Annotated in this window: 11 protein-coding genes and 1 tRNA gene; 5 read left to right on the top strand and 7 right to left on the bottom strand. The window is 63.7% G+C overall.

Going from position 1 to position 12,014, the window contains the following annotated elements; all coding sequences use genetic code 11:
* Nucleotides 1-524: 524 nt before the first annotated feature.
* From NKH38_RS19360 to NKH38_RS19350, 3 genes are all read right to left on the bottom strand, one after another.
* A tRNA-Glu gene (locus NKH38_RS19360) sits at nucleotides 525-599 on the bottom strand.
* A 91-nt stretch (nucleotides 600-690) separates the two neighbouring features.
* Nucleotides 691-1,098, bottom strand: a complete 408-nt coding sequence (locus tag NKH38_RS19355; RefSeq protein ID WP_023670121.1) for a VOC family protein — start codon at nucleotides 1,096-1,098, stop codon at nucleotides 691-693.
* Nucleotides 1,099-1,111: 13 nt separating this feature from the next.
* A complete protein-coding gene (locus NKH38_RS19350) occupies nucleotides 1,112-1,492 on the bottom strand; it encodes a hypothetical protein (protein WP_023670122.1) in 381 nt (126 codons plus the stop codon).
* Nucleotides 1,493-1,517: 25 nt separating this feature from the next.
* On the opposite strand from NKH38_RS19350, the gene NKH38_RS19345 reads away from it, so the two are divergent.
* Both NKH38_RS19345 and rpoH read left to right on the top strand, forming a co-directional pair.
* Nucleotides 1,518-2,582: an RluA family pseudouridine synthase gene (locus NKH38_RS19345; RefSeq protein WP_352762166.1), complete on the top strand. Its 1,065-nt coding sequence runs from the start codon at nucleotides 1,518-1,520 to the stop codon at nucleotides 2,580-2,582.
* 168 nt (nucleotides 2,583-2,750) lie between these two features.
* Nucleotides 2,751-3,662 carry an RNA polymerase sigma factor RpoH gene (gene rpoH / locus NKH38_RS19340; protein ID WP_023670124.1) on the top strand — a complete coding sequence of 304 codons (912 nt, stop codon included), beginning with the start codon at nucleotides 2,751-2,753 and terminating at the stop codon, nucleotides 3,660-3,662.
* A 300-nt stretch (nucleotides 3,663-3,962) separates the two neighbouring features.
* On the opposite strand, the gene NKH38_RS19335 is transcribed toward rpoH, so the two are convergent.
* The 4 genes from NKH38_RS19335 to NKH38_RS19320 form a co-directional block, all read right to left on the bottom strand.
* Complete coding sequence (locus tag NKH38_RS19335) at nucleotides 3,963-4,835, bottom strand: MBL fold metallo-hydrolase (RefSeq protein ID WP_352762165.1); 873 nt, start codon at nucleotides 4,833-4,835, stop codon at nucleotides 3,963-3,965.
* Between the two features lie 145 nt (nucleotides 4,836-4,980).
* Nucleotides 4,981-5,640, bottom strand: coding sequence for a peroxiredoxin (locus tag NKH38_RS19330; protein ID WP_023670126.1), 660 nt, complete (start codon nucleotides 5,638-5,640; stop codon nucleotides 4,981-4,983).
* Nucleotides 5,641-5,830: 190 nt separating this feature from the next.
* On the bottom strand, nucleotides 5,831-6,196 hold the full coding sequence (locus tag NKH38_RS19325; protein ID WP_023670127.1) for a cell division protein ZapA: 366 nt from the start codon (nucleotides 6,194-6,196) through the stop codon (nucleotides 5,831-5,833).
* 12 nt (nucleotides 6,197-6,208) lie between these two features.
* Nucleotides 6,209-6,481, bottom strand: coding sequence for a DUF4164 domain-containing protein (locus tag NKH38_RS19320; protein WP_023670128.1), 273 nt, complete (start codon nucleotides 6,479-6,481; stop codon nucleotides 6,209-6,211).
* Between the two features lie 273 nt (nucleotides 6,482-6,754).
* On the opposite strand from NKH38_RS19320, the gene tkt reads away from it, so the two are divergent.
* From tkt to NKH38_RS19305, 3 genes are all read left to right on the top strand, one after another.
* A complete protein-coding gene (gene tkt / locus NKH38_RS19315; protein ID WP_023832011.1) occupies nucleotides 6,755-8,746 on the top strand; it encodes a transketolase in 1,992 nt (663 codons plus the stop codon).
* 155 nt (nucleotides 8,747-8,901) lie between these two features.
* Complete coding sequence (gap, locus tag NKH38_RS19310) at nucleotides 8,902-9,912, top strand: type I glyceraldehyde-3-phosphate dehydrogenase (RefSeq protein ID WP_023683984.1); 1,011 nt, start codon at nucleotides 8,902-8,904, stop codon at nucleotides 9,910-9,912.
* Nucleotides 9,913-10,122: 210 nt separating this feature from the next.
* Entirely contained in the window at nucleotides 10,123-12,009 is a 1,887-nt protein-coding gene (locus NKH38_RS19305; RefSeq protein WP_023826735.1) for a potassium/proton antiporter, read from the top strand.
* Nucleotides 12,010-12,014 lie beyond the last annotated feature (5 nt).

Raw genomic sequence — 12,014 nt, 5'->3', positions numbered from 1 at the left:
GCTTCGTACAGTGATGCTAGTGCAATTGGCAGCGCCGCGCCAGAAGCTCGCGGAGACTGCCGGCGCTGGATGGTGAAAGAGGCTTAAGGTTGCATGACCTGAGGCTACGCAACGGCTCTGAGTTCGGCCTCCGCCAGGGTACCCAGGCCCGCGCATTCGGCACATGCCATGGTCTGCCCGGGACAGCCGGCCCGATGCGTGCCTTGCGGGCAGCAATGCCCTTTCGACTCACGCCATTTCAAGCAATCGAAAACCTGCCCGCTGCCGTGACAGCACGGGCATATCATTTTTGCCGAATTCATGCCTGCTATGCCCAACCAAATCCGCGTTGCCGCAGATGCTATCCCCGCACCGCAAGTAACAGAGATCGCTACGCTTTCAAGCGTCGCGGCCTGACTTAAATTGGGTGTATTCGGGTGCGCGGACTTGCCGAATTTCGCTGATGCCGCCGACCCTCGCGGTCACACGCGATCCGCGCGGCTGCTGCCCGAAATTTTCGATGATGCGGAAGGAAAGTCGTTGCTTGGTACGCCCAAGGGGAATCGAACCCCTGTTCCCGCCGTGAGAGGGCGGTGTCCTGACCGCTAGACGATGGGCGCGTTCAAGAACCGGCGATATAGGCTGACGGTTTGGAAAAAGCAACTGGCTTCGAACGGCCGGACCGCTTCTGTGCAATGTCGGTTCGTGGACCTAGCGTTTCGGCTCGATCAGGTCCCACAGATTGCCATAGAGGTCGGCGAAAACCGCCACGGTGCCGTAAGGCTCATGGCGTGGCGTTTCGTGGAACTCGACGCCGTTCTCCAGCATCGTCGCATGGTCCGTGGCAAAATCATCGGTTTCGAGAAACAAAACCACGCGGCCTCCGGTCTGGTCGCCGACGCGGCTCTTCTGCACATCGTCCAACGCCTCCGCCAGAAGCAGCCGGGGCCCTTGCCCGACCGCCGGCGTTACCGTCACCCAGCGCTTGCCGTCGCCGAGCTCGATGTCGTCGCAGAGGACAAAGCCAAGCTTGCCGACATACCAGGCGATCGCCTCGTCATAGTCGGCGACGACGAGCGTGATGGTTGCGATGCGGCGATGTTCGGCAAACCCGGTCATTGTTTCGGCCCGGCTATTTGTTGCGGATGGCGAAGCGGCCGATGATACGGCGCTCGGCGATGTCGTAGACAAAGATGGTGCGGCTGCCGTCGCTGAGCTCGGCGTCGATCGAAATGCGATTGCCCGACAGAGCCTGGCTAATCACCTTGGCTCCGACCGGGAGCACTATGTCGGCCGCGAGCGGCTCGCCGGGCGGAACTGGAATGTCGTTGGCGAGCGGCGGGTTCGCGGGCGGCGCCCTGCGCGATTTGTAGACAATGGCCGCGATCACCACCATAAGGGCCAGCAAAAGCAGGCCGAGATTGATGGCCATGAAGCGGATGAGCCTGCCGCGCACCTTTTCGATCTCGGGATCGAGCGGCTTTTCTTCTTCATCGGCAACGGGCCGGGCCATGGCAGAACTTTCCGGAACTTTTTCGATGAGCGCTCATAACGAAGAGACCCCTGAATTGATAGAGGCTGTACAATTCATAGAGGCGGCGCCGACCGTGCTCGAAGCCGGCGCGGAAGCGGCCGGCCAGCGCCTCGACCAATGGCTGGCGAGCGCCCTCGGGCCTGACATGTCGCGCAGCCGGGTGCAGATGCTGATCCGGCAAGGTGCCGTTTCGATCGACGGCAAGCCGGTCGACGAGACCAAGCGCAAGATGAGTGCCGGCGAGCGCGTATCGGTCGTCAGGCCCGAGCCGGAACCGGCCGAACCGGAAGGCGAGGCCATCGCGCTCGACGTGCTTTATGAGGACGACGAGTTGATCGTCATCAACAAGCCGGCCGGCCTCGTCGTCCATCCCGGCGCCGGCAACTGGACCGGCACGCTGGTCAATGCCCTGATCCACCACTGCGGCGACAGTCTCTCAGGCATTGGCGGCGTCAGGCGGCCGGGCATCGTCCATCGGCTGGACAAGGAAACCAGCGGCGTCATGGTGGTGGCCAAGACCGACCGCGCCCACAAGGCGCTGTCGGAGGCCTTTGCCGACCACGGCCGCACCGGCGACCTCGAACGTGCTTATCTGGCGCTGGTCTGGGGAATCCCGTCGCGGCCGACCGGAACGGTCGACGCGCCGCTTGGCCGTGCCGCCGACCGCGTGCGCCGCGCCGTCGTGCCGGAAGGCCGTGACGACGCCCGCCACGCCGTCACGCATTTCACCGTCAAGGAGCGTTTCGGCGAAAACCAGCAGCCGTTCGCCGCCGCCAGCCTGGTCGAATGCCGGCTGGAAACCGGCCGCACCCACCAGATCCGCGTCCACATGGCTCATATCGGCCACCCCGTCATCGGCGACCCGGATTACGGCCAGGCCTTCCGCACCAAGGCCAACCGGCTGCCCGAGCCGCTGAAAACCCAGGTCAAGGCATTTTCCAGGCAAGCTTTGCATGCCTGGCTCCTTGCATTTCGGCACCCGGCTACCCATTTATCGATGAGGTTCGAGGCGCCGATACCGGGGGACATGGAGGAACTCGTCGGCGGCTTCCGCAAAGCTAAAACCTGAGCGGCATTGTTCACTTCAGCGTGACACACTGTTTCGTGTTGAACAAATGCCTGTCTTTTCTGGTTTTGTTCCTATATAGATCAGTTGTCGCGGGCGAGCCTTTTGGTGCTCGCGTCACATGCCCGCCGCGTTTCGGGGGCATCACTCCAATAGAGAGGGGGCGCAATCATGGCCCAGTCACTACCCAGTATTGTTTCCGGCGAAGGCGGCCTCAGCCGCTACCTGGAAGAAATCCGCCGCTTTCCCATGCTTCAGCCGCAGGAAGAGTACATGCTCGCCAAGCGCTACGCCGAGCATGAAGACACTTCCGCTGCGCACAAGCTCGTCACCAGCCATCTTCGGCTCGTCGCCAAGATCGCCATGGGCTATCGCGGCTACGGCCTGCCGATCGGCGAAGTGATCTCGGAAGGCAATGTCGGCCTGATGCAGGCCGTCAAGAAATTCGAACCCGAGCGTGGCTTCCGCCTCGCGACCTACGCCATGTGGTGGATCAAGGCCTCGATCCAGGAGTACATCCTGCGCTCGTGGAGCCTGGTCAAGATGGGCACGACCGCCAATCAGAAGCGCCTGTTCTTCAACCTGCGCAAGGTGAAGGGCAAGATCCAGGCGCTGGACGATGGCGACCTCAAGCCCGACCAGATCACCGAGATCGCCACCCGGCTGAACGTGTCGGAAGCCGAAGTCGTGTCGATGAACCGCCGCCTGTCGGGCGACGCGTCGCTGAACGCGCCGATCCGCGCCAGCGAAGGTGAATCCGGCGAATGGCAGGACTGGCTGGTCGATGACCACGAAAGCCAGGAAGACATGCTGATCGAGCAGGACGAGCTGGAAAACCGCCGCGGCATGCTGTCGGGCGCTCTGGCCGTGCTGAACGATCGTGAGCGGCGCATCTTCGAGGCCCGCCGCCTCGCCGAGGAGCCGCTGACGCTGGAAGAACTGTCGTCCGAGTTCGACATCAGCCGCGAGCGCGTGCGCCAGATCGAGGTGCGCGCCTTCGAGAAGGTGCAGGACGCGGTCAAGGCCGCTGCCAAGCGCCAGATGCAGGCCCTGCGCACGATCGAGGCGCAGCCCGCGGCGTAAAGCCGGGTTCGGTGACGAAACAAAAAGCGGCGCCAGGAAACTGGCGCCGCTTTTTTGTGGGTCCGCTGGTGGTTGGCGAAAACCGGGCGACAGCCAATCTCCCTCCTTGAGGGGGAGATGTCCGGCAGGACAGAGGGGGGCGTGACGGAACGCCGCCTTTTCGTGCTAGCTACCCCAACCGAACCAGCTCGATCACACAGCTAAAACCATTAGACGGGTCGGCGGGACAGCACCCCCCTCTGCCCTGCCGGGCATCTCCCCCTCAAGGGGGGAGATTAGCTGTTCACCGACAGCACCCTCTCACAAACCATCAAGCGGAAACTTCAGATACCGCCTCCCATTGGCCTCCGGTTCCGGCAGCCGTCCACCATTCATGTTGACCTGCAGCGCATGCAGGATCAGCCGCGGCATCGGCAGTGTCTTGTCGCGCGCTTCGCGCAAGTCGACGAACTCGGCTTCGCTGCGCGCCGCAACGAGGTGGATATTCTTTGCCCTCTGCTCGGCGACCGTGCTCTCCCAGCACGGCTCGCGGCCGCCGGCCTGATAGTCGTGGCCGACGAACACCCGCGTATCGTCCGGCAGCGCCAGAATGCCCTCAATCGAATGCCACAGCCGCGCGGCACTGCCGCCGGGAAAGTCCGTCCTTGCCGAGCCGCTGTCGGGCATGAACAGCGTGTCGTGGACGAAGGCGGCGTCGCCGATGACATAGGTGATCGAGGCGAGCGTGTGGCCGGGCGAGAACAGCACCTTGACCGGCAGGTTGCCGATCATGAACGTTTCGCCTTCCCCAAACAGCCGGTCCCACTGCGAGCCGTCTGCGGGGAAATCCGGCCAGTTGTAGATCGCCTTCCACAGCGCCTGGACTTCGACGATCCTGTCGCCGATCGCCGTCGGCGCGCCGGTCTTTTCCCGGAGATAGTGCGCCGCCGAGAAATGATCGGCATGCGGATGGGTGTCCAGAATCCACTCGAGCTCCAGCCCGTTTTCGCGGATAAAATCCAGCAAGGCGTCGGCATTCTTCGTCGCCGTCGCGCCGGATTTTTCGTCGAAGTCGAGGATCGGGTCGATGACGGCGCAGCGTCTCGTCACCGGGTCGGTGACGACATACTGGATCGCGCCGGTCGGCTTGTCGTAGAAGCCGGCGACCTCAGGTTTGGCCGAAGCGATGTCCAATGTCCGGCTCCCCTGCCCCTTGCCCGACAGGAACCGTTTTCTCCGTCGGGTTGAACAAGAGCATGGTCATCTGGCAAAGCGCGCCGGTCAAGCACGCCTTGCCACAAATAGGACTGAAGCCCCAAATAGCTCCGACGGAGAAAACCTAGGCTGACGGCTGCTTGGTCTTCCTGAGATAGGGCAGGATCGTCTCGAAAGCGCCAAAACGCTTGACCGCATCTTCGTTCGAAACCGCGGCGGTGATGATCACATCCTCGCCCTGCTTCCAGTTGGCCGGCGTCGCCACCTGGTGCTTGGCCGTCAGCTGCATGGAATCGACCGCGCGCAGGATCTCGTCGAAGTTGCGGCCCGTCGTCATTGGGTAAGTCAGCACCAGCTTGATCTTCTTGTCCGGCCCGATGACATAGACCGAGCGCACCGTGGCGTTGTCGGCCGGCGTGCGGCCTTCCGACGTCTCGCCGGCGCCCGCCGGCAGCATGTCATAAAGCTTGGCCACCTTGAGGTCCTTGTCGCCGATCAGCGGGTAGTTCACCGTCTGGCCGGTCGCCGTCTTGATGTCGGCCTGCCACTTGTCGTGGCTCGCAACGGGATCGACGGAAATGCCGATGACCTTGACGTTGCGCTTCTTGAACTCGCCTTCGAGCCCCGCCATCGTGCCCAGCTCGGTGGTGCAGACCGGGGTGAAATTCTTCGGATGGCTGAACAGGATCGCCCAGCCGTCGCCGATCCAGTCATGAAACTTGATCGGCCCTTGCGTTGTCTCGGCGGTGAAGTCAGGCGCGATGTCGTTGATACGAAGGCTCATGGCATTATTTCCCCAGCAACAGATTTCGTCAGGAGCGGCCGTGGACGGCGTCAACGCTCCGGCATTCCCGCATCTTAGCGCAAAAATCGCGGCTGCAGGACAATAGGAAACTATTATTGGCGACGGAACGAGCACTTTCGTTCTACGGACCGACGTTGGGCCGACAATCTTTCGTTTGTGCGGGGAAGGCTCAGGCCTTGTTGACCGCCAGCGACGTGGCCAGGTCTTCCATGCGCTGGGCGAGCGCGCCGAGCGCGCTGGTCAGCACGGTGTCGTTCTTGTCGGCCTTGGTCAGCGCTTCGTCGCGAGTCTTGCGCAGCGTCTGCACTTCGGTCTCCATGCCCTTGACCCGCTTCTGCAGCTCCGAAAGCTCGTCCATCACCATGATGCCGGCCATCACCGTCAGCCGCTGGTCGCCGATCTCGCCGAACGAATCCTTCAGATGCGAGACATAACGGTCGAACCGCTCGGCGAGGTCGATCAGGTGCTCTTCCTGACCCTCGTCGCAAGCCATGCGATACTGCTTGCCGTCGATGGAAACCGTGACCTGTGCCATGGCCTGCAGCTCCTACCTGTCCAGCACCGCGCGGATGGTTTCCATGGCGGTCACCAAGCGGCGCGACACTTCCTTGTTGGCATCTTCCAGCCGTTCGGCGCGGGCTTCGGAATTGTCGAGTTCCTGCGCCAGCCGTGAACGGTCGGCGTTCATGCGCTGCACCTCAGCCTCGGCTTCGGAATAGTCGCGCTCGTGCTCGAGCTTGGCCGCGACGGCGTTTTCCAGCCCCTCGATGGCCTTGCCCAGCCTGTGGATGACTTCCTTGAGTGTGGTTTCGCCGGTCATGGCCTTCGTCCTGTGCCCTGCCCATCACCGAATCGCTTCGCGTTCAGAACGCGTTAACAAGGAAACATTAGGCACCGGGTGAAGGCAACGTCAACAAAGCTCTCGCGACTGTCCCCCGCTAACGCTAATGTAGGTCGCCCCATAAGGTCTCAAAGCCATCACAAGACCGGCAAATGTGCAGCCGATTTGTTGACTAAAAGCCCGTGGCTGCTATGTGTCGCGCACTCTTTCCTGGGCTCTGCCAAGCCCACAAATCCCCACCCCGGAGGTACCATGACGTCGCGTGAACAACATGACCGGATGGCCAATGCGATCCGTTTTCTCTCCATGGACGCCGTCGAGAAGTCCCAGTCCGGCCATCCCGGCCTGCCCATGGGCTGCGCCGACATCGCCACAGTGCTGTTCACCCGCTTTCTGAAATATGATCCGAAGAACCCCCATTGGCCGGACCGAGACCGCTTCATCCTGTCGGCCGGCCACGGTTCTATGCTGCTCTACTCGCTGCTGCATCTGACCGGTTACGAGGACATGACCCTCGACCAGATCAAGCATTTCCGCCAGCTGGGTTCCAAGACCGCCGGCCATCCCGAATACGGCCATGCCACCGGCATCGAGACGACGACCGGCCCGCTCGGCCAGGGTCTCGCCAATTCGGTCGGCTTCGCGCTCGGCGAGCGCATCATGAACGCCGCCTTCGGCAACGACCTCGTCGACCACTACACCTATGTGCTGGCCGGCGACGGCTGCCTGATGGAAGGTGTTTCCCAGGAAGCCATCGCGCTGGCCGGCCACCTCAAGCTCAACAAGCTGATCGTCTTCTGGGACAACAACAACATCTCGATCGACGGTCCGGTTTCGCTTGCAGACAACACCGACCAGGTCGCCCGCTTCCAGGCCTCGGGCTGGAACGCCAGCCACATTGACGGCACCGACCCCGAGGCGATCGCCTACGCCATCGAAGCCGCCCGCCATTCCGACAAGCCGACGATGATCGCCTGCAAGACGACCATCGGCTTCGGCGCCCCGACCAAGGCCGGCACCAACAAGGCGCACGGTTCGCCGCTCGGCGCCGACGAGATCGCAGGCGCGCGGAAATTCTTCAACTGGGACTCGCCGCCCTTCGAAATTCCGGCCGACATTCTCGACTCCTGGCGCACCGCCGGCAAGGCCGGCGTCAAGCCGCGCACCGACTGGGAAGGCCGGCTCGCCAAGGCCAAGCCCGAGCTGAAGGCCGAGTTCGAGCGCCGCCTCGCCGGCAAGCTGCCGTCGAATTTCGATGCCGTCATTGCCGACTACAAGAAGAAGCTGTCGGCCGACAAGCCGAAGGTCGCCACCCGCAAATCGTCGGAAATGGCGCTGGAAGTCATCAACGGCGCGGTGCCGGAAACCATCGGCGGCTCTGCCGACCTGACGGGCTCCAACAACACCAAGACCAGCCAGACCAAGAACATCACGCCGGACGATTACGGCCAGCGCTATGTCCACTACGGCATCCGCGAGCATGGCATGGCGGCCGCCCTCAACGGCCTGACGCTGCATGGCGGCCTCATCGCCTATGGTGGCACCTTCATGTGCTTCTCCGACTATGCCCGTCCGTCGATGCGGCTGGCCTCGCTGATGGGCATCCGCTCGATCTTCGTCATGACCCATGATTCGATCGGTTTGGGCGAAGACGGCCCGACCCACCAGCCGGTCGAGCACCTGGCGGCGCTCCGCGCCATCCCCAACCACAATGTCTTCCGTCCGGCCGACGCGGTGGAAACCGCCGAATGCTGGCAGATCGCCATTGAATCGGAAAAGACCCCGTCCACCCTGGCGCTGACCCGCCAGAACCTGCCGACGGTGCGCACCGAGCACTCGGCCAGGAACCTCTCGAGCCAGGGCGCCTATGAACTGGCCGCGGCGAGCGGCGAAGCGGCGGTGACGATCTTCGCGACCGGCTCCGAGGTCGAGATCGCGCTCGGCGCCCGTGATTTGCTTGAAAAGCATGGGCACCCGACCCGCGTCGTCTCGGTGCCTTGCTTCGAACTGTTCGACCAGCAGAGCGACGCCTATCGCAAGGAGACGATCGGCAACGCGCCGATCAAGATGGCGATCGAGGCCGGCATCCGTCAGGGCTGGGATCACCTGATCGGCTCCGACGGCATCTTCATCGGCATGACCGGCTTCGGCGCTTCCGGCACCATCGAGCAGCTCTACCCGCATTTCGGCATCACCGCCGAAGCCGCGGCCAAGGCGGCGGAAGCCCGCCTGCACGGCAAGTAAGATCAGGGTCAGTCCCGCGCACCTCCAAGGCGGATTCGCGGGGCTGGACCAACCTAATCGATTTAAATTCGGCCTTCTGCGGCTGGATTCTTGTGCCATCCGCCGCTATGAAGCTGCGGACCCATCTGCCGCCTCCAGCTCCCAGGGAGAGTAAAATGACCGTCAGAGTTGCCATCAACGGATTTGGCCGCATCGGCCGCAACATCCTGCGCGCCATCCATGAATCCGGCCGCAAGGACATCGACGTCGTCGCCGTCAACGACCTCGGCCCGGTCGAGACCAACGCGCATCTGCTGCGCTATGACAGCGTGCACGGCCGCTTCCCGCACGAAGTGTCGGTCTCGGGCGACCAGATCACCGTCGGCAAGGAGACCTTCAAGGTCACCGCGATCAAGGACCCGGCGCAGCTGCCGTGGAAGGAGCTCGGCATCGACATCGCGCTCGAATGCACCGGCATCTTCACCGCCCGCGACAAGGCTGCCGCGCACTTGACCGCCGGCGCCAAGCGCGTCGTCGTCTCCGCGCCTGCCGAAGGTGCTGACCTCACCGTCGTCTACGGCATCAACCACGACAAGCTGACCAAGGACCACATCGTCATCTCGAATGCGTCCTGCACCACCAACTGCCTGGCGCCGCTGGCCGCCGTGCTGCACGAGACCGTCGGCATCGAAAAGGGCATGATGACGACGATCCACTCCTACACCGGCGACCAGCCGACGCTGGACACCATGCACAAGGATCTCTACCGCGGCCGCGCGGCTGCCCTGTCGCAGATCCCGACCTCGACCGGTGCGGCCAAGGCGATCGGCCTGGTGCTGCCCGACCTCAAGGGCAAGCTCGACGGCATCTCGATCCGCGTGCCGACCCCCAACGTCTCGGTCGTCGACTTCAAGTTCATCGCCAAGCGCGCCACCACCGTGCAGGAGATAAACGAAGCGGTGATCGCTGCCTCCAACGGCAAGCTGAAGGGCATTCTCGGCGTCACCCATCATCCGAATGTGTCGATCGACTTCAACCACGATCCGCGCTCGTCGATCCTGGCGCTCGACCAGACCAAGGTCATGGACGGCAACTTCGTTTCGGTGCTGTCCTGGTACGACAATGAGTGGGGCTTCTCCAACCGCATGGCCGACACCTCGGTCGCCTTCGGCAAGACCATCGCCTGATCTGAAGGCATCGTCTCGCAGCTTCGAACGCCCGGCTTTGCCCGGGCGTTTTTCGTCAGTCAGCGCGCCGGGCAAGGCGCGCCGAGCCGCCAAACGCCGGAAAATCAGCGGCATAAGGCAAAAAGCCATCCTTGCGCCTTGCACCGGCCATGCCTTCGCCCCACTCTCCCGTGAATCGGTAGAAAGAGGAATTCGAGGGGCAAATCACGGATGGAGCATGCGATCTATCTCGTCACGCTGGTCGGCACAGCGCTAGTCGTCGCCGCAGCGTTCTCGAGCCTGATCGCCTTTCGCTTCGGCGCCCCTTTGCTGCTGCTCTTCCTCTGCATCGGCCTCGCCAGCGGCGTCGATGGTCTCGGCATCGAATTCGACAATGCGCGCGTGGCATATTTTGCCGGCTCACTGGCGCTGGCGGTCATCCTGTTCGATTCCGGTTTCGGCACGCCGCTCAACGCGCTGCGCCAAGCGGCCGGACCGGCGCTGTCGCTGGCGACCTTCGGCGTAATCCTGACCACTGGCCTGTTCGGCGCCGCCGCCTATTATCTGCTCGACCTCAGCTGGCTGGAATCCTTCCTTCTGGGAGCTGCCGTCGCCTCGACCGACGCGGCTGCGGTGTTCTTCCTGCTGCGCGCCGGCGAAATCAATCTGCGCGAGCGCGTGCGCGCCACGCTCGAAGTCGAATCCGGCACCAACGACCCCATCGCCATCTTCCTGACCATCACGCTGGTCGAGATCATCGCCGCCCACGCCAATCCCGAGACCCATGTGCTGGTCACCGACCTGATCCTCGGCTTCCTGCTCAATATGGGGCTCGGCGCCGTCGTCGGCGTGCTTGGCGGGCTCGGCATCGTGCGCCTCGTCGACCGGCTCAACCTCGACCATGGCTTGCTGCCGATCTTCGTGCTGACCCTGTCGCTGATGGTGTTCGCCGCCGCCGGCGCCATTGGCGGCTCGGGCTTCCTGGCGGTCTATCTCGCCGGGCTGATTGCCGGCAACTCCGACATCCGCGCCGTCACCATCCTGAAGCGCTTCCAGGACGGCATGTCGTGGCTGGCACAGATCATCATGTTCCTGATCCTCGGCCTGTTCGCGACGCCCTCGCAGTTTCCGGCGATCATGGTGCCGGCGGTGCTGCTCGGCCTGTTCCTGATGTTTGTCGCGCGCCCGGTCGCCGTCTGGCTCTGCCTTATCCCGTTCCGCCTGCCACGTCCCGAGATCGCCTTCGTCTCCTGGGTCGGCCTGCGCGGCGCCGTGTCCATCCTGCTTGCCATCACCCCGCTGCTCGGCGGACTGGAGAACGGCCGCACCATCTTCAACGTCGCCTTCATCATCGTTCTGGTATCGCTGGTGGTGCAGGGCTGGTCGGTCGGTCCGCTGGCGCGCCGGCTCGGCCTGATCGTGCCGGCGAGACTCGGGCCGCTCGACAAGGTCGAACTCGAACTGCCGGGCTCCGCCCACCACGAACTGCTCGCCTACCGCGTCGCGCCCGGCAGCCCGGTGGCGCGCGGCGAGCGCATCCCGCGCTGGGCACGGCCCTCGCTGGTGCTGCGCGACGGCCGCTCGATGCGTTTCCAGGACATGGGCCGGCTCGCGGCCGGCGACCAGGTCTACATCTTCGTGCCCGACCGCTATCCGCGCCTGCTTGACAAGCTGTTTGCCAGCCGCGCCGTAGTCGACCCCGAGGATGCCGACTTCTTCGGCGCCTTTGCCGTCGATCCCGCCCGCTCGGCCGCAGAACTCGAGGCCGCATACACACCGGGATTGAGCGAAGCCGAGCAGAAGCTCACCGTCGGCGCGCTGGTGACGGCAAGGCTTGGCGGCCATGCCGAATATGCCGACCGGGTGCTGATCGGCCCGATCGAATTGATCGTCCGCGACGTCGACGACAAGGGCAAGATCACCGGTCTCGGCCTCTCCTTCGAGCCGACCGCGCCGGTGGCGCGGGTTCCGGTGTTCCTGAGCGCCGGCGAGATCGGCGATCGTGTCTCCGCCTTCATCCGCAACTGGCGCAAGCCGACCGAGACGCAGACTGCAGAGGCGATAGCCAATGAGAAGGCCCTTGAGCCGACGGCGGAAAAGGTAACGACCGAAGGCTGACAAGC

This window comes from Mesorhizobium sp. M1078 (assembly GCF_040318615.1).
In the GTDB taxonomy this organism is placed as follows: Bacteria; Pseudomonadota; Alphaproteobacteria; order Rhizobiales; family Rhizobiaceae; genus Mesorhizobium.
Note: the sequence above shows the minus strand (reverse complement) of the source record. Positions and strands in the feature narration are given on the sequence as shown.